Origin of the sequence: Cribrihabitans pelagius (assembly GCF_048820915.1) — a bacterium.
In the GTDB taxonomy this organism is placed as follows: domain Bacteria; phylum Pseudomonadota; class Alphaproteobacteria; order Rhodobacterales; family Rhodobacteraceae; genus Cribrihabitans_A; species Cribrihabitans_A pelagius.
Genome location: NZ_JBMERR010000003.1, coordinates 66,219 through 88,415 on the forward strand (window position 1 = coordinate 66,219; position 22,197 = coordinate 88,415).

At 66.5% G+C, this 22,197-nt stretch carries 23 protein-coding genes and 1 tRNA gene; 11 read left to right on the forward strand and 13 right to left on the reverse strand.

The window, feature by feature from the left end; genetic code table 11:
- Window positions 1-48 precede the first annotated feature (48 nt).
- Both ACOHX0_RS03575 and ACOHX0_RS03580 read left to right on the forward strand, forming a co-directional pair.
- Window positions 49-2,346: a xanthine dehydrogenase family protein molybdopterin-binding subunit gene (locus ACOHX0_RS03575; RefSeq protein WP_420675290.1), complete on the forward strand. Its 2,298-nt coding sequence runs from the start codon at window positions 49-51 to the stop codon at window positions 2,344-2,346.
- Window positions 2,324-3,412: a DUF2235 domain-containing protein gene (locus tag ACOHX0_RS03580; protein ID WP_420675291.1), complete on the forward strand. Its 1,089-nt coding sequence runs from the start codon at window positions 2,324-2,326 to the stop codon at window positions 3,410-3,412. The genes ACOHX0_RS03575 and ACOHX0_RS03580 overlap by 23 nt, the downstream gene beginning before the upstream one ends.
- Window positions 3,413-3,547: 135 nt before the next feature.
- Here ACOHX0_RS03580 and ACOHX0_RS03585 read toward each other — a convergent pair whose 3' ends face one another.
- The 3 genes from ACOHX0_RS03585 to ACOHX0_RS03595 form a co-directional block, all read right to left on the reverse strand.
- A complete protein-coding gene (locus tag ACOHX0_RS03585; protein WP_420675292.1) occupies window positions 3,548-4,084 on the reverse strand; it encodes a DUF2867 domain-containing protein in 537 nt (178 codons plus the stop codon).
- 73 nt (window positions 4,085-4,157) lie between these two features.
- Window positions 4,158-4,637, reverse strand: coding sequence for a PaaI family thioesterase (locus tag ACOHX0_RS03590; RefSeq protein ID WP_420675293.1), 480 nt, complete (start codon window positions 4,635-4,637; stop codon window positions 4,158-4,160).
- Window positions 4,638-4,703: 66 nt separating this feature from the next.
- Window positions 4,704-5,573: a methylenetetrahydrofolate reductase gene (locus tag ACOHX0_RS03595; protein WP_420675294.1), complete on the reverse strand. Its 870-nt coding sequence runs from the start codon at window positions 5,571-5,573 to the stop codon at window positions 4,704-4,706.
- A gap of 98 nt (window positions 5,574-5,671) precedes the next feature.
- Here ACOHX0_RS03595 and ACOHX0_RS03600 point away from each other — a divergent pair, with 98 nt between their 5' ends.
- The gene (locus tag ACOHX0_RS03600; RefSeq protein ID WP_420675296.1) at window positions 5,672-6,577 is read left to right on the forward strand and encodes a LysR family transcriptional regulator; all 906 of its coding nucleotides are present in this window, start codon (window positions 5,672-5,674) and stop codon (window positions 6,575-6,577) included.
- A 47-nt stretch (window positions 6,578-6,624) separates the two neighbouring features.
- Here the strand turns inward: ACOHX0_RS03600 and ACOHX0_RS03605 are convergent, their stop codons facing one another.
- Window positions 6,625-7,644, reverse strand: a complete 1,020-nt coding sequence (locus ACOHX0_RS03605; RefSeq protein ID WP_420675297.1) for an NADP-dependent oxidoreductase — start codon at window positions 7,642-7,644, stop codon at window positions 6,625-6,627.
- A gap of 198 nt (window positions 7,645-7,842) precedes the next feature.
- Here ACOHX0_RS03605 and ACOHX0_RS03610 point away from each other — a divergent pair, with 198 nt between their 5' ends.
- Window positions 7,843-8,628 (forward strand): inositol monophosphatase family protein, encoded by a 786-nt coding sequence (locus ACOHX0_RS03610; RefSeq protein WP_420675298.1) that lies wholly within the window; start codon window positions 7,843-7,845, stop codon window positions 8,626-8,628.
- A gap of 262 nt (window positions 8,629-8,890) precedes the next feature.
- On the opposite strand, the gene ACOHX0_RS03615 is transcribed toward ACOHX0_RS03610, so the two are convergent.
- The 3 genes from ACOHX0_RS03615 to putA all read right to left on the reverse strand — a co-directional run bounded on the left by ACOHX0_RS03615 (window position 8,891) and on the right by putA (window position 13,578).
- The gene (locus tag ACOHX0_RS03615; RefSeq protein WP_420675299.1) at window positions 8,891-9,268 is read right to left on the reverse strand and encodes a GFA family protein; all 378 of its coding nucleotides are present in this window, start codon (window positions 9,266-9,268) and stop codon (window positions 8,891-8,893) included.
- Between the two features lie 64 nt (window positions 9,269-9,332).
- Entirely contained in the window at window positions 9,333-10,097 is a 765-nt protein-coding gene (locus tag ACOHX0_RS03620) for a rhomboid family intramembrane serine protease (RefSeq protein ID WP_420675300.1), read from the reverse strand.
- 49 nt (window positions 10,098-10,146) lie between these two features.
- Window positions 10,147-13,578, reverse strand: coding sequence for a bifunctional proline dehydrogenase/L-glutamate gamma-semialdehyde dehydrogenase PutA (putA, locus tag ACOHX0_RS03625; RefSeq protein WP_420675301.1), 3,432 nt, complete (start codon window positions 13,576-13,578; stop codon window positions 10,147-10,149).
- Window positions 13,579-13,702: 124 nt separating this feature from the next.
- Here putA and ACOHX0_RS03630 point away from each other — a divergent pair, with 124 nt between their 5' ends.
- The 3 genes from ACOHX0_RS03630 to ACOHX0_RS03640 all read left to right on the forward strand — a co-directional run bounded on the left by ACOHX0_RS03630 (window position 13,703) and on the right by ACOHX0_RS03640 (window position 15,016).
- Window positions 13,703-14,173, forward strand: coding sequence for an Lrp/AsnC family transcriptional regulator (locus ACOHX0_RS03630; protein ID WP_420675507.1), 471 nt, complete (start codon window positions 13,703-13,705; stop codon window positions 14,171-14,173).
- 65 nt (window positions 14,174-14,238) lie between these two features.
- Window positions 14,239-14,835 carry a tetratricopeptide repeat protein gene (locus ACOHX0_RS03635; protein ID WP_420675302.1) on the forward strand — a complete coding sequence of 199 codons (597 nt, stop codon included), beginning with the start codon at window positions 14,239-14,241 and terminating at the stop codon, window positions 14,833-14,835.
- Window positions 14,836-14,931: 96 nt separating this feature from the next.
- A tRNA-Leu gene (locus ACOHX0_RS03640) sits at window positions 14,932-15,016 on the forward strand.
- A gap of 50 nt (window positions 15,017-15,066) precedes the next feature.
- Here the strand turns inward: ACOHX0_RS03640 and queF are convergent.
- The 5 genes from queF to ACOHX0_RS03665 all read right to left on the reverse strand — a co-directional run bounded on the left by queF (window position 15,067) and on the right by ACOHX0_RS03665 (window position 18,397).
- Window positions 15,067-15,531, reverse strand: coding sequence for a preQ(1) synthase (queF, locus tag ACOHX0_RS03645; protein ID WP_420675303.1), 465 nt, complete (start codon window positions 15,529-15,531; stop codon window positions 15,067-15,069).
- Between the two features lie 17 nt (window positions 15,532-15,548).
- Window positions 15,549-16,256 carry a 7-carboxy-7-deazaguanine synthase QueE gene (queE, locus tag ACOHX0_RS03650; protein ID WP_420675304.1) on the reverse strand — a complete coding sequence of 236 codons (708 nt, stop codon included), beginning with the start codon at window positions 16,254-16,256 and terminating at the stop codon, window positions 15,549-15,551.
- Complete coding sequence (gene queD, locus ACOHX0_RS03655) at window positions 16,253-16,606, reverse strand: 6-carboxytetrahydropterin synthase QueD (protein WP_420675305.1); 354 nt, start codon at window positions 16,604-16,606, stop codon at window positions 16,253-16,255. The genes queE and queD overlap by 4 nt, the downstream gene beginning before the upstream one ends.
- Window positions 16,606-17,307: a 7-cyano-7-deazaguanine synthase QueC gene (gene queC, locus ACOHX0_RS03660; protein WP_420675306.1), complete on the reverse strand. Its 702-nt coding sequence runs from the start codon at window positions 17,305-17,307 to the stop codon at window positions 16,606-16,608. Before queC ends, queD begins: the two co-directional genes overlap by 1 nt.
- A gap of 199 nt (window positions 17,308-17,506) precedes the next feature.
- Window positions 17,507-18,397 (reverse strand): LysR family transcriptional regulator, encoded by an 891-nt coding sequence (locus ACOHX0_RS03665; protein WP_420675307.1) that lies wholly within the window; start codon window positions 18,395-18,397, stop codon window positions 17,507-17,509.
- Between the two features lie 93 nt (window positions 18,398-18,490).
- Here ACOHX0_RS03665 and ACOHX0_RS03670 point away from each other — a divergent pair, with 93 nt between their 5' ends.
- From ACOHX0_RS03670 to ACOHX0_RS03680, 3 genes are all read left to right on the forward strand, one after another.
- On the forward strand, window positions 18,491-19,246 hold the full coding sequence (locus ACOHX0_RS03670; RefSeq protein ID WP_420675308.1) for a class II aldolase and adducin N-terminal domain-containing protein: 756 nt from the start codon (window positions 18,491-18,493) through the stop codon (window positions 19,244-19,246).
- Window positions 19,247-19,277: 31 nt separating this feature from the next.
- A complete protein-coding gene (locus ACOHX0_RS03675; protein WP_420675309.1) occupies window positions 19,278-20,306 on the forward strand; it encodes a sterol desaturase family protein in 1,029 nt (342 codons plus the stop codon).
- A 113-nt stretch (window positions 20,307-20,419) separates the two neighbouring features.
- Window positions 20,420-20,608 (forward strand): hypothetical protein, encoded by a 189-nt coding sequence (locus tag ACOHX0_RS03680; protein ID WP_420675310.1) that lies wholly within the window; start codon window positions 20,420-20,422, stop codon window positions 20,606-20,608.
- A gap of 44 nt (window positions 20,609-20,652) precedes the next feature.
- Here ACOHX0_RS03680 and ACOHX0_RS03685 read toward each other — a convergent pair whose 3' ends face one another.
- Window positions 20,653-21,411: an alpha/beta fold hydrolase gene (locus ACOHX0_RS03685; RefSeq protein WP_420675508.1), complete on the reverse strand. Its 759-nt coding sequence runs from the start codon at window positions 21,409-21,411 to the stop codon at window positions 20,653-20,655.
- A gap of 115 nt (window positions 21,412-21,526) precedes the next feature.
- Between ACOHX0_RS03685 and ACOHX0_RS03690 the strand changes: the two genes are divergently transcribed.
- Window positions 21,527-21,892, forward strand: coding sequence for a hypothetical protein (locus ACOHX0_RS03690; protein WP_420675311.1), 366 nt, complete (start codon window positions 21,527-21,529; stop codon window positions 21,890-21,892).
- Window positions 21,893-22,197 lie beyond the last annotated feature (305 nt).

Below are 22,197 nucleotides of genomic sequence, written 5' to 3' on the forward strand. Positions count from 1 at the left end.
GCCTAGTCTCGCCCCCGGGCATCGGGCCCGCAGAGGAAAGGGGCACGCATGGAAAAATTCGGCAAGAGCCAGCCCGCAAAACGGGTCGAGGACGTCCGTTTCCTGACCGGGCAGGGGCGTTACATCGAGGATGCGGCCCCGGCGGGCGCGCTGCGCGCATACGTGCTGCGCAGCCCGGTGGCACATGGCGAGATCACGGCGCTGCACGTTGAAGAGGCCCGCGCGGCAGAAGGCGTGCGGGCGGTGATCACTCTGGCAGATCTGGAAGAGGCCGGGGTTGGCGTCTCGATGGATGCCACCACGGTCAGGAACCGCGACGGCAGCGGGGGCGCAGCCCCCGAACGCCCGGTGCTGGCGCGCGGCCGGGTCCGCTATGTCGGGGAGCCGGTGGCGGTGGTGATCGCCGATACGCTGGATCAGGCCCGTGACGCGGGTGAGCTGATTGAACTGGAGATCGAGGATCTGCCGGTGAAGCTGGACCTCGCGCCCGGCGGTTCGCCCCTGCACGAGGCCGCGCCCGACAACCGCGCCTTTGACTGGGGCATGGGAGACGAGGCCGCGACTGAGGCCGCCTTTGCCGATGCGGCCCATACCGTGTCGCTGGATGTGGAAGACAACCGCATCATCGTGAGCGCGATGGAGCCGCGCGGCTGTTTTGCCGAATGGCAGAACGGGCGGCTGCATTTTGCCTTCGGCGGCCAAGGCGTCTGGGGGATGAAGTCGCAACTGGCTGAGCGGCTGGGCCTTGCGGAGGACGCGGTGCGCGTCACCACCCCGGATGTCGGAGGCGGGTTTGGCATGAAGGCCTCGCCCTATCCGGAGTATTTCGTGGTCGCCCACGCTGCGCGCACGCTGAACCGCCCGGTGTTCTGGGTCGCCGATCGCAGCGAGTCGATGCTGAGCGACAACGGCGGCCGTGACCTCGCCTCGCTGGCGGAGCTGGCCTTTGACGCCGACCTGAAAATCACCGCCTACCGGGTGCGCACCCGCTGCAACCTCGGCGCGTATAACGCCCCCTTCGGCCAGCCGATCCAGACCCAGCTGTTCAGCCGGGTGCTGGCGGGCGCCTACGACATCCAGACCGCCTGGCTGCAGGTCGAGGGCTACTACACCAACACCGTGCAGGTGGACGCCTACCGCGGTGCTGGCCGGCCCGAGGCAATTTACGTGCTGGAGCGGGTGATGGACCGCGCCGCGCGTGAACTGGGCGTGGACCCTTGGGATCTGAGGCGGCGCAACTTTATCGCGCCCCGGGCGTTTCCCTATCAGACAGTCACCGGAGAGACATACGACGTGGGCGACTTCAGCCGCATATTGTCCCGGGCCGCCCAAAAGGCGGATCTTGCAGGCTTTGCCGCCCGCCGGGCGGCGGATGGTAAAGACGGCAAGCTGCGGGGGATCGGCCTCTGTTACTATATCGAAAGCATTTTGGGCGATCCTTCGGAAGCTGCGGAAGTCGAGTTTCTGGAGGACGGCCGTGTGAACATCTATGTCGGAACGCAAAGCAACGGGCAGGGGCATGAAACCGTCTATGCCAGCTTCCTTGCCGATCAGTCCGGCATCCCGGCGGAGAACATCCAGGTCGTGCAGGGCGACAGTGACCGCATCGCCCAGGGCGGCGGCACCGGCGGGTCGCGCTCAGTCACTACGCAGGCCAACGCCACGCTCGCCGCAGTGGAGACGATGATAACCGCCTTCACCCCTTTTCTGGCGGAACAGATGGGCGTGGACGAAGCCGATGTCCGCTTTGACGGCGAAACCTTCCGGGCGCCGGGCTCCAATCTCACGCCGTCGCTGCTGGAGGCGGCGGAGATGGCCCGCGCGCAAGGCCGCACCGATCTGCAGCGTCACGCGGCGCGGGCCCGGCTGCCGGGGCGCTCGTTTCCGAACGGCGCCCATGTCGCCGAGGTTTCGATCGATCCGCAAACTGGGCAATCGGCCGTGGAGCGCTATACTGTAGTGGATGATTTTGGTAATCTGATCAACCCGATGCTGGCCGAAGGCCAGGTGCACGGGGGGGTGGCGCAGGGGCTGGGACAGGCCATGCTGGAGCGGGTTGTCTACGACGGGGACGGGCAGCTGCTCACGGCATCGTTCATGGACTATGCCTTGCCGCGGGCAAGCGGTGTGCCGATGATCGGATTCACCTCCGAGCCGGTGCCCTCGACCCAGAATCCGATGGGTATGAAGGGCTGCGGCGAGGCGGGCACCGTTGGCGCGCTTGCGGCGCTGGCGAATGCGGTGCAGGACGCGGTCTGGGACCGCGGGGTGCGGCAGGTGGACATGCCGTTCACACCGCACAGAATGTGGGAAGTGTTGAGGGATGTTTCTAACGCAGCTGAGTAAACGGGTACTGGGGTGGCTCGGCCGGCCCCTGCGCTCGGAGCATTCCGGCGAAACCAAGCTGCGCGGGCCGCAGGCCCATGTCATCATCCTCGACGGCACCATGTCGACGCTGGAAAACGGCCGCGAGACCAACGCGGGCCAGACTTACCACCTGTGCCGCGAGATGAGCGGACAGGTCTCGGTCTTTTACGAGTCCGGGGTGCAGTGGAAGGGCTGGGGCAGCGCGCCCGATGTAATGATGGGCCGCGGCATCAACCGGCAGATCCGCCGCGCTTATGGCTACCTCGCCTCCCGCTATCGTCCCGGCGACCGGATCTACCTCTTCGGCTACTCCCGCGGCGCTTATGCGGTGCGCTCGCTGGCCGGGGTGATCGACCGTATCGGCCTGCTCAAACCTGAACACGCCACCGTGCGCAACATCCGCACCGCCTACCGGCATTACCGGCTGAACGGGCGCTCCAAGACCGGCGCGGCGTTTTCACGGGCCTATTGCCACGAGGCGGTGGAGATCGAGATGCTGGGCGTCTGGGATACCGTGAAGGCGCTCGGCCTGCGGCTGCCGCTGTTGTGGCGATGGGCGGAAAACCGGCACAACTTTCACAACCACCAGTTGGGCCCGCACATTCGCAGCGGCTACCACGCGCTGGCGCTGGAGGAGACGCGGGAGGTTTTCAAACCGGTGCTTTGGGACAGCCCCGAGGGCTGGGGCGGCCATATCGAGCAGGTCTGGTTCCGCGGCGCCCATGGCGATGTCGGCGGCCAGCTCGGCGGGTTTGAAGCCGCCCGGCCGCTGGCCAACATCCCGCTTGTCTGGATGCTGGAGCGGGCCGAGGACCGCGGCCTGCCGCTGCCCAGGGACTGGCGGATGCGTTTCTCCGTTGACCCGAATGCTCCTTCGGTCGGCACCTGGCGCGGCTGGGGCAAGATCTTCCTTTTGCGCAGCCGCCGCCGGGTCGGGCTGGATGCCAGCGAGCGGCTGCACAGCAGCGTCGACGCCGGCAAGAAGGCCGAAACCGCAGCTGGCACCAGCGGCGGCGGCTGGCTGGCGATGTTTTCCAAGACCTGAAGACCTGAAGACCTGATTGGCTGGGAAAGCTGCGACTGATGAGCCGCAGTCCGATACCGGGCCGGCGGTCCATTTCCAGGCCGCCGGACGGGGCAGGACCGGGACAGCGTCAGGAGCGGCCCGCCGGGGGCTGGATCAGCCAAGGCCGCGGTGCCGCTCCAGTGCCTGCCGCAGCCGTTTCAGCGTCAGGGCCACGATCAGCTTGTGAGCAGGACGTACCGGTATCATGTAGGCCCGGCCGAACAGGTTGTGTGTCTTGACGGAAGAGGTGACGGACAGGACGCCGCTGCTGCAGGTGATACAGGTCATCACGTCCAAATGCTTGTCCCGCACGGTGAGGGTCAGAACTTCCGGCGAAATAGCCTCCACCAGGAAAAAATCCAGCTTGTCGCCGGGATGAACATTTGCATGCGCTTTATTGCTAATGCCGCCAATGCGTCTGGCACCAAAGCAGGCGGACACTGCATCGCGCAGCCGAAACGCCAGTTTCATGCCGGGCAGCGGCCGCGCGTGCATCAGGTTCCAGGCCTCCAGCGGGGTGAGCGGGACCGGCAGCACAATGGATTGGGTATCCAGGAAATCCAGGTCTGCAGCGGGGGCCAGGACTTGAATGCGGGCAGTGGCGGCCCTCGCGAGGGAGCTTGGTGGCATGACCGGCCTTTTTTGCAGCACGTCGGGTTACTGGCAGGAAGATAATCGGATTCGCCAGGCCGGCAAGCCCGCGTGCCATCGCCCTGCGCCGGGCTTAGGCAGTTTTCATCACGATACAGGTGGTCGAGCCGGTGGCGTAGAGCCTGCCATCCTCCACCCCGCGGACCTCGCCATGCGCCACCCCGGTGGAGCGGCCCACGTGATCGGTGAGGCCGGTGCAATCCACCGTCACTCCCAGCGGGATCGGCCGCAGGATGTTGATTTTGTATTCCAGCGTCGTATAGGCCGAGCCCCTGGGCACCCGGGTCATGACCGCGCAGGCCATGGCGCTGTCCAGAAGCGTGCCGTACCAGCCGCCGTGCACCGTGCCCATCGGGTTGGTGACGGCAAACTCCGGCGTGCCGCGGAACACCACGCGGCCCTCTTCGACCTCGGCCAAGCGATAGCCCAGCGTCTCGGCAATCGGCGGGCCGGGCAGGCCGCCCTCCAGGATGCCTTGCATGAACTCGAGTCCCGAAAGCCCGGTGATCTGCTGCATCGTCAGGAGGTCGGAGGGCTGTTGGGCATAAAACATGGTGCGCGTCTTTCCAGGCGGGGAGCTTTGCCCCACTTAGAAAGCGCGCAGCCAGGCCTGCAAGCTTTACGCTACGTTTTCCAGCGCCACCTTCGGCGTGATCCCCAGCGCAAAGCAGACATCGCGGGTCAGCTCCGGCCGGTTCAGCGTGTAGAAATGCAGCTTCTCCACGCCGCCTTCGAGCAGGTCCGAGCACAGCTCGGTGCAGATCGCGGTCGCCAGCAGGTCTTCGCGGCCGTCGCGCACCGCCTTGTCGAAGGCATCCTCCACCCATTGCGGAATGATGGTGCCGCAGCGGCGGGCAAAGTTGCGCGCGCCCTTCCAGTTTTCGATCGGCAGGATGCCGGGTGTCAGCTTGCTGCCGTCGATCCCCGCTTTCTCGCAGGCATCCCGGAAGCGGAAGAAGGTCTCCGCCTCGAAGAAAAACTGGGTCAGCGCCTCGTCCGCGCCGGCATCCAGCTTGCGCTTCAGCCATTCGACATCGGCGGACTGGTCGGCAGCCTCCGGGTGGCGGTCCGGGTAGGCGCCGACGCGGATGGTGAAACCGCCGCGCGCCGCCAGCCCCTCGATCAGCGCCACCGAGTCGGCAAAGCCTTCAGGGTGCGGGGTGAACGTGCCCTCGCCCTTGGGCGGATCGCCGCGCAATGCAACAATCTCGCGCACGCCGGCTTCGGCAAACTGGTCGGCGATCTCCAGCGTTTCCGCCTTGGAGGCGTTGACGCAGGTCAGATGCGCGGCCACGTTCAGGCCGGAGGAATTATGCAGCGTCGCCACCGCATCACGAGTGAGCGTGCGGGTGGTGCCGCCTGCGCCATAGGTCACCGAGACAAAGCGAGGGTCCATCGGAGCGAGCACCTGAACGGTGTCCCAAAGCCGGAAGGAGGCTTCGAGACTCTGCGGCGGGAAGAATTCGAAGGAAATCTCTGGCGTCGTCATTTCAGGTCTCTCGCTGTGTTGATTTCGTCTCTTGTCGCATGTGCGGCACTGTGAGACAATTTCATAATTCTCAAGAACAACATGAGCGACATCATAGGATGCATATCGAATTCCGCCATCTCCGCACCATCAAGGCCATCCACGAGGCCGGCGGGCTGGCCCGGGCTGCGGATCAGCTGAACATCACCCAAAGCGCGCTCAGCCACCAGGTGAAGGGGCTGGAGGAGCAGGCGGGAGTGGAGCTGTTTCTGCGCCGGTCCAAGCCGATGAAACTTTCGCCCGCGGGGCTGCGGCTGTTGCGGCTGGCCGAGCAGGTGCTGCCGCAGGTGGAGGCGGCGCAGGCCGAGTTTTCCTCGCTGCGCGACGGCCACGCCGGGCGGATGCATATCGCGATCGAATGCCACGCCTGCTTTGAGTGGCTGTTCCCGGTGCTGGAGGCCTTCCGCAAGAGCTGGGGCGATGTCGATGTCGACATCCGCCCGGGCCTTGCCTTCGATGCGCTGCCCGCGCTGCAGAAGGAGGAGGTGGATCTTGTGGTCTCCTCCGACCCCGAGGACATCCCGGGCGTCGATTTTATCGAACTGTTTGATTACAAACCGGTCTTTGTCGCTTCCTCCCATCACCCGCTGGCCGAAAAACCCTATGTCGAGGCGGAGGACTTCCTTGGTCAGGTGCTCATCACCTACCCTGTGGAGAAATCCCGGCTTGACGTGTTCAGCCAGCTCCTGACGCCCGCCGGGGTGGAGCCCGCCTCGATCCGGCAGGTGGAGCTGACCGCGGTGATCCTGCTGCTGGTTGCCTCCAACCGCGGGGTGTCGGTGCTGCCGGACTGGGTGGTGCGGGAAGTGAAGTATTCCTCCGACTACGTGACCCGGCCGCTGACCAAGGCGGGGATCACCCGCAGCCTCTATGCCGCTGTGCGCCGCGAGGACCGGGAGAAACCCTATATGCAGGAGCTGATCCGCCTCGCCAAGATCGAGGCCCGCAAGCTGCAACAGCAATGATCCAAAAGGCCCGGCCCCGGCGAGGGCCGGGCCGATAATCAGCCGGCTCAGGCCAGCTTGACGATCTGCTTGCCGGTGTTGCCGCCCTTCATCATCGACAGGAAGGCCTTGGGCGCGATCTCCAGCCCTTCGGCAATGTCTTCGAGGTACTTGATCGAGCCATCGGCCACTTTGGGCGCCACCTCCTTCAGGAACTCCGGGTAGCGGTCGTAGTGGTTGAAGATGATGAAGCCATTCACCGACAGGAACTTTGTCAGCACCGTGCGCCAGATCGCCGGTGCGGTCAGCGCGGTCTCGGAGCCATTGTACCAAGCGATCATGCCGCAGACCGGGATGCGGCCGAAGTTGTTCATCAGCGGGAGCACCGCTTCCAGCACCTTGCCGCCGACGTTTTCGTAATAGATGTCGATACCGCCGGGGCAGGCCGCCGCCAGCGCCGCACTCAGCGCCTCGGCAGACCCCAGCGCGCGGTGGTCGAGGCAGGCGTCAAAGCCGAAGGTTTCCTCCGCCAGCTTGCATTTCTCGGCCCCGCCCGCGATGCCGACAACCCGCAGGCCCGCCTGTTTCGCAAGCTGCCCCACCATCGAGCCGACCGGCCCGGTCGCGGCGGCAACCACCAGCGTCTCGCCCGCCTTGGGGCGGCCATAGGCGTCCAAGCCATGCCAGGCGGTAAACCCCGGCATGCCCAGCACGCCAAGCGCGGTGGTGAGCGGCGCCATGTCCGGGTCGAGCTTGCGGATCTGATCCGCGGGCAGGCAGGCATGGCTGGCCCAGCCGAACTGCCCCAGCGCAAAGTCGCCGGGCTCGAACGCCGGGCTGTTGGAGGCGATTACCTCCCCCACGCCGCCCGCTTCCATGGTGCCGCCCACCGGCACCGGCGCGGCATAGGATTTGGCATCGTTCATGCGCCCGCGCATGTACGGGTCCAGAGACATATAGTGAAGCTTCACAAGGACTTCGCCCTCACCCGGCTGGGGCAGGGGGGCAGTCTCCAGGCGGAAGTTCTCCTCTGTGGCCTCGCCCTCGGGGCGGCTCGCCAACACGATGCGCTGCATCTCTTCGGTCATGGGATCGTCCTTCCTGATCAAACTGTGCTGCGCAGAACTCTGTGCCCCGCGCTTGCCGAATTCAACCGCCAGCGCGGAATTGACCCGCCGTCAGGCGGTGCCCTGCTCGTAGGCATTGCCCCCTTGGCAAGCTCTGGCTTGAAGCGTATAGGCACGGTTTGACCCGCACCTTCCCCGACCGGCACAGGAAACGCACACATGATTGGCAGCGCAAACCTCAACGTGATGATCAAGGCCGCCCGCAAGGCAGGCCGTTCCCTGGTGAAGGACTTCCGCGAGGTCGAAAACCTTCAGGTCTCGATGAAGGGCGCGGGCGATTTCGTCTCCAAGGCCGACATAGCGGCCGAGAAGATCCTGAAGGACGAGCTGCGCGGCGCCCGCCCGACCTACGGCTGGCTGGCCGAAGAAGGCGGTGAGGAGCCGGGCGAGGACCCGACCCGCCGCTGGATCGTTGATCCGCTCGACGGCACCACCAACTTCCTGCACGGCCTGCCGCATTGGGCGGTGTCGATCGCGCTGGAGCACAAGGGGCAGGTGGTGGCCGGCGTGATCTATGACGCTGCCAAGGACGAGATGTTCTTTGCCGAGAAGGGCGCGGGCGCCTGGATGAACGAAAGCCGCATCCGTGTCTCCGGCCGCCACCGGATGATCGAGTCGGTTTTTGCGACCGGCGTGCCCTTCGGCGGCCGCTCCGACCTGCCGCTGACGCTGCAGGACCTGGCCCGGCTGATGCCCGCCTGTGCCGGCGTGCGGCGCTGGGGTTCGGCGGCGCTGGACATGGCCTATGTCGCGACGGGCCGCTACGAAGGCTTCTGGGAGCGCCGCCTGAACGCCTGGGACCTGGCCGCGGGCATCATCCTGGTGAAAGAAGCCGGCGGGTTTGCCGAGGCGATCGACCCCGAGGCGGGCATCATCGACAGCGGCAGCGTGGTCTGCTCGAACGAGCCGATCTTCGAGAATTTCGCCAAGGTAATCCGCGGCTGAGCCGCCCCGGATATCCAGGACTTGCAAACGCGGCCCCGTGGCCGCGTTTTTGCGTTCTGGAAGGGGGCGTCATGTCTCCCGGCGCGGAACAAGGCCGAAGGCCGCCGCGCATCGCAGGCGCGCCCCCACGCGGCGGCAATTTGGCTGAGGCTGGGCGCTCCCTCAAAAGGGGTATACGGACTTGGCCGGGATAAACTGCCATAGACTGCCGTTTGCATCGCCTCCGCGCGCGTCGGCAATGCGCGGCTTGGTGGCTGGCTTTCTACCGGTCCGAAGGATGGTTCACCCCGTCGCTCCACGGAATCTCGCCATAGGTCTCAGGGTGCGTCCGCGGATTGGCGCCCTCGATACAGCCGAGGTTCACCCCGCATTCCGCCGGGTTCGACCGGCGCTGGTGGTGGGTGTAGATGCCGCAGGTCCTGCAGAAATAGTGCTTCGCCGTATGGGTGCCCCAGGTGTAGAGGCTGAGGTTCTCCGCCCCCTTCCGCACCTTCAGTGTCTGAGCCAACGCCGTCACCGCCGCCGCCCCGCGGCGGCGGCAGAAGGAACAATCGCAGCGGGCCGCCGAGGCAAGGCCTTGCGGAAACTCCGCCTCGATCTCGACGGCGCCGCAGTGGCAGGTGGCTTTCAGGCGTTTCATGTTTCTCTCCTCACTTCCCTGACGTCCCTCACTTCCCCGACGTCCCTCACTTCCCTGACGTCCCTCACTTCCCCCAAGGCCCCGGATTGCGCTTCCGGCGCGGCAGCTTGGGGATGCGGCTGGCGGAATATTGGCTTGCGGGATGCGGCGGCAGGCCGTGCGTCTTGTTCCAGAAGGCGGGCCCGCCGCGCTTGATCCACAGCGGCACACACAGTGCAAGCCCGACGATGAAGCCGCCCGCATGGGCCCAATAGGCCACGCCGCCCTGATCCGGATCGGCGCCGATGCCGCCGAGGAACTGCATCCCCAGCCAGGCCGCCAGCATGACGAAGGCAGGGATCGAGAAGATGCGGAAATAGATGATCAGCACCAGCAGGATATCGACACGCGCCTTCGGGAACATCAGCAGATAGCCCCCCATCACCCCGGCAATCGCGCCCGAGGCCCCCACCGTCGGCACCTGCGACCAGGGGGCGGAGATCACGTGGATGACCCCGGCGCCGATGCCGCAGGCAAGGTAGAACAGCAGGAAGGGCAGGTGGCCCATCTCGTCTTCGAGGTTGTCGCCGAAGATCCACAGAAACAGCATGTTGCCGCCCAGATGCATCAGCCCGCCGTGGATGAACATCGAGGTGAACAGGGTGGCAAGCCCATAGCCCTGGCTGATCTCGGCCGGGATCACTGCAAAGGCATCATAGAAATAGGCCAGCGCCCGGGGCGAGGCATAGGTGGCGGAATAATAGAAATACGCCAGGATATTCGCCGCCATCAGGACGTAGACGGCATAGGGCGTCCGGTGGGAGGGGTTGTGGTCGCGCAAGGGAAACATGCGGGAAACGCTGGGCCGGTTGCGGCCCAGCGTCAAGGGGTTATCGGGTTCAGCTCATGCCGCCGAGAAGCGCCGCGTTGCCGCCGGCGGCGGTGGTGTCGACGCAGACGTGGCGCTCGGCCATGACGCGGGCGCGGTCGGGCAGGCCGGGGATCAGCGGCAGGATCGGCCCGTCGCGGCGCGCCAGCGCCTGCTCGATCTCGCGGCCGGTGGCCTCGTCGCCCCACCACAGGACGCCCGCGATGCCGTCGACGCTCTCCAGCTGGCGGATGCCCATGAGGTCATGCGCTTTGATCGCAGTGCCGCCGAGGCTGATCACCGCATCGGCCTGGGCTTCCGCGGTTTCGGCCCCGGGCCCCATGCAGAGGAGCGGCAGCCGCGGCAGCACCGTCAGCCGGTTCGATTCACCGGTCGGGCCGGGCAGGGTGGTGGTGACCGCCTGCGCCGGAACCCCGCTGGCAGGCGGCAGCGCCGCTGCGCTCTGGCCCGCAGCTTCGGGGGCTGAGCCTGCGCGGCTTCGCTGCCGGTCAGGCGCACAGAACCGGGCAAGGTAGTTCGGCCCGCCCGCTTTGGGGCCGGTGCCGGACAGGCCTTCGCCGCCGAAGGGCTGGCTGCCGACGATGGCGCCGATCTGGTTGCGGTTCACATAGATATTGCCCGCATGGACCCGGTCGCAGACATGCTGGACCCGGTCGTCGATCCGCGTGTGCAGCCCGAAGGTCAGGCCGTAACCCGTTGCGTTGATGTCGGAAATCACCTTGTCCAGGTCCTGCGCCCGGAACCGCGCCACATGCAGCACGGGGCCGAAGATCTCCTCCTCAAGCGCCTGGATGCCCGGCACCGCGATCAGCGTCGGCGCCACGAATGTGCCGCCCTGCGGCGTGCGCAGCTCTTTAAGCACCCGTCCCTCGGCGCGGGCTTTGTCGATATGGGCGAGGATGCCCGCGCGGGCGCCTTCGTCAATCACCGGGCCGCTGTCGGTGGGCAGGTGCCACGGATCGTCCAGCCGCAGGCAGTCCATCGCGCCCTTCAGCATGGTGAGCACGGTCTCGGCCACGTCCTCCTGCAGATACAGGCAGCGCAGCGCCGAGCAGCGCTGACCCGCCGACTGGAAGGCGCTTTCGATCACCGCCTGCACCGCCTGTTCCGGCAGCGCGGTGGAGTCGACGATCATCGCGTTGAGCCCGCCGGTTTCCGCGATCAAGGGCGATCCGGGCTGGAGGTTCTCGGCCATCGCCTTGCGGATGCGCAGCGCGGTCGCTGTGGAGCCGGTGAAGGCCACGCCGTTCACGCGCGGGTCCGAGGTGATCGCAGCGCCGACAACGCTGCCGCGGCCCGGCACCAGCTGCAGTGCGGCCCGGGGCACACCGGCCTCATGCAGCAGCTGCACCGCGCGATGCGCGATCAGCGGCGTCTGGTCGGCGGGCTTGGCCAGCACTGCGTTGCCCACCGCGAGCGCGGCCGAGATCTGCCCGGTGAAGATCGCCAGCGGGAAGTTCCACGGCGAGATGCAGGAAAAGATCCCCGCAGGCGCCGCGTCGGGAATGCGGGCGGCGTAGTAGCGCAGGAAGTCCACCGCCTCGCGCAGCTCGGCCACCGCATCGGGGATGGACTTGCCCGCTTCCCTCGCAAGGATGGCAAACAGCTCACCGAAGTTTTCCTCGTAGAGGTCGGCGGCCCTGTTCAGCACGCTTGCGCGCTCTGCCGCGGCCGCGTGCCAAGGGGTGGCCGAGGCCAGCGCCAGCTCGATATCAGCGCTGCTGCACTGCGCGATCCGGCCGACCACGCTCAGGTCGGTGGGGCTGGTCACGTCCTTCGAGGTCTCGGGCTGCGCCTCACCAGCCAGCAGGGGGCCTGCCTCCCACTGATGGTCGCGCCAGGGCGCGCGGGCCGCCTCGATCCGCGCCAGCGTCGGTGCATGGCCAAGGTCGAAGCCCTTGGAGTTCATCCGCTCCGGCAGGAACAGCTCCGGCCCGGTCGGGATCTGGCGGGTGAGGTCCTCCACTGCGTCGAACGGGTCGGCAGCCACCACCTCCGGCGGCACGTTCTCGTCCACGATCTGGTTCACGAAAGAGCTGTTGGCGCCGTTCTCCAGCAGGCGGCGCACCAGATAGGCCAGAAGATCGCGGTGCGCACCGACAGGCGCATAGATCCGGCAGTTGGTCTTGTTCTGCTCCAGCACCATCTGGTGCAGCGTCTCGCCCATGCCGTGCAGGCGCTGGAACTCGTATGACGCCTTGTCCTTGCCATCGGCCATGTGCAGGATCGCGGCGACGGTATGGGCGTTGTGGGTGGCGAACTGCGGGTAGATCCGATCGGTCAGCCCCAAGAGCTTGCGGGCATTGGCGATGTAGGACACGTCGGTCAGCGCCTTGGAGGTGAAGACCGGGAAGCCATCGACGCCTTCGACCTGGGCGCGCTTGATCTCGGTATCCCAATAGGCGCCCTTCACCAGCCGCACCATGAAGCGGCGGTCGTATTTTTCGGCCATTTCGTGCAGCGCGTCGATCGCCAGCCCGGTGCGGGGCCCGTAGGCCTGCACGACCACGCCAAAGCCGTCCCAGCCCGCCAGAGCCGGGTCGGACACCACCGCCTCGATCACTTCCAGCGACAGCGACAGCCGGTCGGCTTCTTCGGCATCGACGTTGAGCCCCATTTTTGCGGCCTTGGCGAGCAGCGCCAGCGCCTTCAGCCGCGGCACCAGGGTCTCCATCACGCTGGCATCATGCGCCAGCTCGTAGCGCGGATGCAGCGCCGACAGCTTCACCGAGATACCGGGGTTCTCGCGGATGTCATCGCTGTGGCAGGCGGCTGCAATTGCCGAGATCGCCCGCGAATAGGCGAGGTGATAGCGCGAGGCATCGCCTTCGGTCCGCGCGGCTTCGCCCAGCATGTCGTAGGAGTAGGTATAGCCCTTGGCCTCCATCCCCTCGGCCCGCTTCATGGCGCTCTCGATGGTCTCGCCCAGCACGAACTGGCGGCCCATCTCCTTCATCGCGCGGCCCACGGCGGTGCGGATCACCGGCTCGCCCAGACGCTTCACCGCACCGCGCAGGGCGCGCACCGGGCTGGGCTTGTCCTCGTCCAGCACCTTGCCGGTCAGCATCAGGGCCCAGGTCGAGGCATTGACCAGCGGCGAGGAGGACTTGCCCAGGTGCTTGCTCCAGTCCGAGGGCGCGATCTTGTCCTCGATCAGCGCGTCGATGGTGTCGGCATCCGGCACGCGGAGCAGCGCCTCGGCCAGGCACATCAGCGCGACGCCTTCTTCGGTGGAAAGCCCGTACTCGGCCAGGAACACCTCCATCAGCCCGGGCGCGGAATGGCCGCGGATGTCGCGCACCAAGGCGGCTGCATTGGCGCTGATCCGCTGCCGGTCCTCACTGCTGAGGGCCGCCTGGTCGATTAGCTTGCCGCGCATCGCGGTCTCGCTCGCGTAGGTTCCGGCATCGATACGGTGCCGCAGTTTCTGGGAGGTGTTCATGTTCTCGTGCTCCGCTGGACGAAGAAGTCTGATGACAAGATTACACCCAATACTGCGGGACAACCGCCCGAAGATGTGCGATGTACGGTACGATTGAGGAAAGTGAGGCGATATGGCAGCTCAAATGAACTTCTCCGATCTGGACCGGTTCGACCGGGCGATTCTGAACGTCCTGGCCGAGGACGGCCGCATCTCCATCGCCGATCTCGCGCGCCGCATCGGCTTGTCGAAATCCCCGACCCAGACCCGGCTGAAACGGCTGGAAACCGGCGGGATCATCACCGGCTACCGCGCCCTTGTGGATCCGATCCGGCTGGGGCTCGACCACGTCGCCTTTGTCGAGGTCAAGCTCGACGACACCCGCGAGGCAGCGCTGGCGAAGTTCAACGCCGCGGTGATCCGGGTGCCGGAGATCGAGCAGGCGCATATGCTGGCCTCGCATTTCGACTACCTACTGAAGGTGCGCACCCGCTCGATGACCGAATACCGCGCGGTGCTGGGGGAGAAGATCTCCTCGCTGCCACATGTCTCCTCGACCTCCACCTACGTGGCGATGCAGGCGGTGAAGGAGGAGGCAGCACCCGGCCCGCTGTAAGGTGCCGCGCGGGGCAGGGCGGACACCAGCTTGATCCCGGCCGCAACTGCGCCAGCATTATAGGCATGTCCAGTCCGCTTGCCCGCCCGCCCTGCCTGCCAGCCCTGCTGCTGGCTGCCGTCCTGCCTGCCATAGCCTCGGCAGGCTGCCCGCCTGCGCCGGATCACTCCCAACCGCTGGAGCAGCTCCTCGCCGAGGTGCAGTCCGCGCCCGGCGAGCAGGAGGCGCGCCTGATCACCAACCGCATGTGGCAGTATTGGGCCGATGCGCCCGACGCGCAGGCGCAGGAGATCCTCGACCGGGGCATGACCCGGCGCGCAGGCTTCGACCTGCTGGGGGCGCTTGCGGATTTCGACGCGCTGATCGCCTATTGCCCGGACTACGCCGAAGGCTACAACCAGCGCGCCTTCGTGCATTACCTGCGCCGCGATTTCGCCTCGGCGCTGGCGGACCTCGACCGCGCGCTGGCGCTGTCGCCGCGCCATGTGGCGGCACTCAGCGGCCGGGCGCTGTCGCTCTACGGGCTCGCGCGGATGGAGGAAGCCCGCACGGCACTCGCCACGGCGCTCTTGCTGAACCCTTGGCTGCCCGAACGCAGCCTCGCCGCCCCGGGCGGCCCGCTGGCGCCCGATACGGCCCCGGACCCCGGGCAATCGCTCTGAGCGCCCGCCGCGCGGGAAAATCCGCGCCCGCGGGTTGAATAGAGATTGTCCGCCGCGGCCCATGCCGCTAGACCCTAGCTTGCAGTCCAGCTGCGTGCGGGCGTGGTGGAATGGTAGACACAAGGGACTTAAAATCCCTAGGCCCTAGGCCGTGCGGGTTCGAGTCCCGCCGCCCGTACCACCCGGCAGAAAATCTTAGACCCGGAACCAGCACGCGGGACCGTTTTCCGGTCAGCCGCGGCCGCGGTAGGGGGGCACACCTTGGTCCGGAATCCAGACGCCCTCGGGCAGCGGGCCGGTTTGCCAGAACACGTCGATCGGGATGCCGCCGCGCGGGTACCAGTAGCCGCCGATCCGCAGCCACTGCGGCTCCAGGAACTCTGCCAGGCGGCGGGCGATCGACACCGTGCAATCCTCGTGGAAGGCGCCGTGGTTTCGGAAGGAAGTCAGGAAGAGCTTCAGCGATTTGCTCTCCACCAGCCATTTGCCCGGCACGTAGTCGATCACCAGATGCGCGAAATCCGGCTGGCCGGTCATCGGGCAGAGCGAGGTGAACTCGGGCGCGGTGAAGCGCACGTTGTAGGCCACATCGGCTTGCGGGTTCTCGACCCGCTCCAGTTCCGCCTCTTCGGGGCTGGCGGGCTGCACGGTCTCGCCGCCCAGCTGTTTCAGGTTGCTGTAGATGCTGTCGGACATGTCAGGGTTCCTAATCTTCAGACGCCGCGTTTGTTGCCCCAGACCAGCACATGCAGCTGGGGCAGGACGCGGGGGGCAAACCAGCCGTCGCCGGTCACTTTTTCAATCAGCCACAGCAGCCGGTCGGTGGCCTGCTGCAAGTCAACCGGCAGCTCCGGGTCGACCTCCGGGTTGCCGGGCTGCAGGTACAGAGGCAGATCCGGGTGGCGTTCGGCGGCGGCCTTGGCCCAAGCATAATCCTTGTCGTCAAAGATCACGATCTTCATCACTGCCTGACCGCAGCCCCTGGCGGCTTCCAGGCACTGGTCAAAGGCTTTCCAGTCCACCGTTTCCCCGCTGGTGGGAGGCTTGGGGCTCAGCACCAGCGTGTCGAGATCCGCAAACCAGGGCTTGCTGACGGACCCTTGGGTTTCGCAGGCAAATCGGTAGCCCTCGGCCTTGCCAAGCGCAATCACCGGGCCGAAGTCTTGGATCGCAGGGTTGCCGCCCGAGATCGACACGGTCAGCGGCTTGCCGCCCGACAGGCGGCGCACCTCAGCCATCACGTCTTCGGGCGCCATCGCGGCCCAATCGTGGCGGTAGGCGCTGTCGACCGCATGCATGCTGTCGCACCAGGAACAGCGGTAGTCGCACCCGCCCGCACGGATGAACACCGTGGGCTCCCCGATCAGCGCGCCTTCGCCCTGGATCGTCGGGCCGAAAATTTCTGCGATGCGGAGGGTCATGGCCGGTATTCCGCCCAGGTCTTCGGCGTTTCCGAGACCTTCACTGCCGCCACTTCGGGCCAGCGCGCGCGGCACCAGTCGTAGAAGTGTTTCGCCATGTTCTCGGCCGTCGAGGGCCCCTCCAGCACGTCGTTCAGATGCCGGTGGTCGAAACACTCATCGATATAGGCCTTGAGCGGCTTCAGCTCGTGATAGTCGCGCACAAAGCCGTCCCGGTTCAGCGCTTGCGCCGCCAGCTCCACCACCACCACGTAGTTGTGCCCGTGCAGCCGCGCGCATTGGTGTTCCGGCGGCAGATGCGATAGCTGGTGCGAGGCGGAGAAATGGAACTCCTTGGTGATCCGGAACATCAGCCACCCGCCTTTCCGGCAACAGCCTTCTGCCAGAAATCGGGATCGGCGTAGACCGTCGGATCGTCGACGCCTGCGAGATGGAAGGCCTCGCGCCGTTCCACGCAGGTGCCGCAGCGGCCGCAGTGTTTTTCGCCGCCCTTGTAGCAGGACCAGGTCTCGGCAAAGGGCGTATTGTGCCTGGCACCCGCGGTCACGATATCCGCCTTGGAGCGGTGCACGAACGGCGTGTAGAGCCGCACGTCCGCATAGCCGTCGAGTGCTGCCCGCTGCATCGCGTCGAAGGCCTCGGTGAAGGCCGGGCGGCAGTCGGGATAGATGAAGTGGTCGCCGCCATGCACCGCCGTCGCCACCGCCTCATCGCCACTTGCGGCAGCGATGCCATAGGCAATGGCGAGCATGATGGCGTTGCGGTTCGGCACCACGGTGACCTTCATGGTCTCTTCTTCGTAGTGGCCGTCCGGCACGTCGATATCATCGGTGAGCGCCGAGCCCGAGAGCGCGGCGCCGATATTGCGCATGTCGATGATGTCATGCGGCACGCCCAGCCGTTTGGCGGCGGCGGCGGCGTAGTCGAGCTCCTTGCGGTGGCGCTGGCCATAGTCGAAAGAGACAAGACGGGTGAGCTGCTGTTCCTCAGCCACCATATGCGCGAGCGACACGGAATCGAGCCCGCCCGAGCAGATAACGATAGTTTTCATTTTCGAACCCTTGTTTTGATGACCGGGTAGGCTGCGACCGGTTCTGCGCATATAGCGGCGCGGGCGAGGGGGCGCAAGGGTTGGGCGCAATGCGCACTTTGTGCGGGTCTTTCAGGAAATTCTTGAAAATGCGGCAGGCGTCTTGACAGCGGTGCGGGCAGTGCCCGGCCGCGGCCGGAAGGGCGCAAGCGCTGGGCCGTCACACCGGCGGCAGCTCTTCCCCCAGCCACTCCAGAAACGCGCGCGAGGCCGGGGTGCTGGCATGGCTCGGCGGGGGCAGCAGGAAGTAGTTCTCTATCAGTTCTGCCGAGTGTCCGCCCGCGCGCACCAGCTGGCCACTCTCCAAGAGGCCCGCCGCCAGCGTGTCATGCGACATGGCGATGCCTGCGCCATGCAGCGCCGCGGTCATCGCGATCACGTAGGTGGAGCCGAGGTTGACTTCTTCAGCGCGCGCAAACGCCAGGCCCTGCGACTTGAACCACGCGCCCCAAGACCCGGTGACGCCGGCACAATCCAGCAAAGTGGCCGAGGCGAAATCGACCCGCCCGCCTTGGTAGCCGGGCGCGCAGACCGGGTAGAAGCGGTCCCGCGTCAGCCGCACCGCCGCGGCCGACATGTCGTTCGGGCGGCCAAAGCGGATCTCGGTCCCGGCGTTTGCCGCATGGCGCTCCGGGTCCCAGATCGGTGTTACGATGTTCAGCACCAACCAGGGAAACCGCGCATAGAGCCGCGGCAGCCGGGGTGCCAGCCAGAACACCGAAAACGCCATGTTGCACTGCAACACCAGATGCCGCCCCTGGCCGCCGCCGGTGAAGGCCCGGGTTCCGGCCGCGATCAGGTCGAAGGCCTCGCGCACCACCGGCAGGTAGTTCGCCCCCGCCTCGGTCAGGTCCAGCGCGCGGGTCTTGCGCAGGAACAGCTCGCGGCCGAGGAAATTCTCCAGGCTGCGCACGTGCTGGCTGACCGCCGGCTGCGTGAGGTTCAGCTCGGCGGCGGCGCGGGTGAACGACAGATGCCGGGCGCTCGCCTCGAAGGCGCGCAGCCAGGTCAGCGGGGGCAGGGAGGGCGCGGACATCGGTGCATGATCCATGCATAAGATTTCCTGATGCATTAGCGCGGAATCCATCGTTTGTCAGCCCCCGGGCGCGCTGGCATCCCTGGTAAAACAGCGATGGAGATACCGATGAACACGCAAGCGCTGCAGGAAAACCTCACCCATTGGGCCGCACGCACCGACATGGCCGCCGCTTTCCGCTGGACCGCGCGGCTGAACATGCACGAAGGGGTCGCCAACCACTTCAGCCTCGCGGTGAGTGACGACGGCAGCCGCTTCCTGATGAACCCCAACCAGGTGCATTTTGCCCGCCTGAAGGCCTCGGACCTCTTGCTGCTCGATGCCAACGACGCAAGGACGATGGATCGCCCCGATGCCCCCGATCCCACCGCCTGGGGGCTGCATGGCGCGCTGCACCGGCTCTGTCCGCATGCGCGCTGCGTGATGCATGTGCATTCGATCCACGCGACCGTGCTGGCCTGCCTCGCCGACAGCACCCTGCTGCCGATCGACCAGAACACGGCGGCCTTCTTCAACCGCCATGTGGTGGACGAAGGCTATGGCGGGCTCGCTTTTGAGGCCGAGGGCGAACGCTGCGCCGCGCTGCTCTCCGACCCCAAGAAGAAGGTGATGATTATGGGCAACCACGGCGTGCTGGTCATCGGCGCGGACGTCGCCGACACCTTCAACCGCCTCTACTATTTCGAGCGCGCGGCGGAGACCTATATCCGCGCCCTGCAAACCGGCCGGACGCTGCGGGTGCTGAGCGATGAGACCGCCGAGAAAACCGCCCGCGAACTGGAAGACTACCCCAGCCAGGCCGAACGCCACCTGGCCGAGCTGAAAGCCATCCTCGACGATGAGCGCTCCAATTACGCAACCTGATCCCTGACGCCCCCAGCCCGGAGGTACACCCATGACCGCGCCCGGAATGACCCCGATGACCGAGACAGTGACCGCCAGTGCTTCGGATTCCGAAAGCCAGCGCTGGAACTACCGCCCTGAGGGCCCGGTGCCGCTCAACCCGTTATTCCACTGGCCGCCGCGCCCCCGGGCGGTTCTGGCCTGGTACCGCGGCGCCTGGATGGAAATCACAGCGCTCACGGTAACCTTTCTGCTGGCTGTGGCGCTCTATCTCTGGCTGCTGCCGCCCTTGGCGGAGATGGCCAGCTTCCGCCCCGGCTGGATGATGCGCATCTGGCTGATGAATCTCGTGCCGCAGATCCTGGTGGCGGGCGGGCTGCATTGGTGGCTCTACATCCGGAAGGGGCAGGGGACGCGGAAGAAGTTTGACGCCCGCGACCTTTCCCGCGGCAACGGCAGTTTCACCTTCCGCAGCCAGGTGCTCGACAACATATGGTGGACCCTGGGCAGCGCCATCACCGTGGCGACCGTCTACCAATGGGGCATCTTCTGGATCATGGCGAACGGCTGGGCGCCCGTCATCAGCTTTGCCGAGGCGCCGGTCTGGGCGGTTCTGTGGCTCATGCTGATCCCGATGTGGTCGGGGCTGCATTTCTACTGGGTGCACCGGCTGGAGCATTACCCGCGGCTCTACCGCCATGTGCACGCGGTGCATCACCGCAACGTCAACACCGGGCCCTGGTCCGGCATTTCGAACCACTGGTTCGAAAACCTGCTCTACTTCACCACTTATTTCATCCATCTGGTGCTGCCCTCGCACCCGCTGCACCTGCTGTTCCACGCCATGTTCCAGCAGGTGAGCCCGGTGCTGTCGCACTCCGGTTTCGAGCGGGTGATCGCGGGGGAGCGGGAGGCGGCGAAGGCCGGGGATTTCTTCCACCAGCTGCACCACCGCTATTTCGAGTGCAACTACGGCACCTCGGAGATCCCCTTCGACAAGTGGTTCGGCACCTACCACGACGGCAGCGCGGCAGCGACCAAGCGCACCCGGGCCTTCAAGAAGCAGATGTATACCCGGTGAGGACCGCGGTGCGGGTGGAATTGGCCCGCGCAATCTGATCCTGATCAACGTGGGCGTGCGGCGGGACGGCTAAGAGAGATGCAGACAGTTACAGCAGATCAAAGGAGACCCCGATGCTGCGCCTTGCCTCTCTTCTCTATTCGCTGATCGGAACCAGCCTGGCCGGTGCCGGGGTGATTGCGGTGCTGGTGGCGGGGCTCGCCACCGTCCCGGCGATTTTGGCGGCCGCAGCAGCGGGCGCGGCGCTGGGCCTGCCGGTGGCCTGGCTGGTCGCCCGCGCGCTTTACGCCCGCGGCGCCTGAACTGCCAGCCGGCGAGGGTGGGGCGCGTCCCTAGGGGCCGGGCGTCAGGCGTTCAGGAACACCCGCGCCGCCGCTTCGAACTCGCGCGGCTTCTCGGCATGCAGCCAATGGCCGGCACCCGGCAGCTTGGCAAAACGCGCGTTGGGAAACAGATCGCGGATGCGGCCGCGGTGTTCCGGCAGCACATAATCCGAGTTGGCGCCCGACAGGAACAGCGTATCGCCTTCCCAGACGGTGTCTGTATCGGGGAAGGACATGATGTTCGGCATCTGGTCCGCCAGCGCATCGAGATTGAGCCGCCAGCGCCGGTTCGGCACGTCCAGCGACTGGGTGAAAAAGCTCTGCAGCTGAGGCTCCACCCCGGCCGCGGCAAGCTGCGCCTCGGCCTCGGGCCGCCGCTCCAGGGTGGAGAGATCGACCCGCCGCATTGCCTCGATATACTGGATTTGGCTGTGGCCATAGGCGACCGGCGCGATATCGGCGACCAGCAGCCGCCGCACGGCCCCCGGGTGCTGCAAGGCCAGCATCATCGCCGCCTTGCCGCCCATCGAATGGCCGATCACATCCATCTCCCCGCCATGTTCCGCGATCACCCCGGCCAGGTCAGCGGCCAGGTCAGGGTAGCTGTGGCTATCGTCCCAGGGGCTGTGGCCGTGGTTGCGCATGTCGACCGCCACCACCTGGCGCTGGTCCGAAAGGCGCTTGGCGATCACACCCCAGTTGCGGGCCGAGCCGTAAAGCCCGTGCGCGATCAGAAGCGGCGGCTGCTCCGTGGCGGAGCCATGTGTGATGGTGTTCAGCATGATGCAGTGATAGCCGCGCAGGCAGCGCCTTGCCAGCCCCGATCGCGCCGGATTGAGCCGCCCGCTCATCAGGGCTAATCTGACGCAAGCCGCCACCTTCGAGGAGAGAGCCGCCATGGCCGCCAGCCTGGAACAGGAGATCGCAGACATCCGCCAGCTGCTGAAACAGCGCGAACATGCCACGGGCGATCTTGCCGCCGCCCTGACCCGCGCCCGCCGCCGCCTGCCGCGGCGCATCTACCGGCAGGGCATGCAGCTCGCCCGGGCGCTGCCGCTCCTGGAACATCCGCGGCTGCGGCTGACGGTCGAGGAAAAACCCTTGCGCGCCGCGGCAGAGGAGGTGAAAGCGCATCTGCGGCAGATCGACCTCGCCGGCCGCCGCAAGACGCTGCTGCTCAGCATCCTTGGCAGCATGGCCTTCTCGCTGCTCGCGGTTTTTACGCTCCTGGTGATCGTGCTGCGCTGGCGCGGGTTTGTCTGAGCGGCTCCGGCCCCTCCAATGATCAATCGCGCATGTGCGGGATTGCCGCGGGGATAATCCGCCATGGCCCCCGCCCACCAAGCCGCGCCTCGCCGGCGCGCGCGGGCGGTCCAACGGGGAATGACAGGCCGTTTTTCCCAGCCAAGTCCGTATGCAGCCGCGAGGGACCGCTTTGCCTCACCCAGCCGCCGCCCCGCGGGGGCGCGGGCGATGCGCGGCGGCCTTTGGGCCCTGTCCCGCGCCGGGGATGATTTGGGGGAAGGGGCTTGAAATGGGTTTGATGCGGCTGCGTTCCGTGCGCCTTG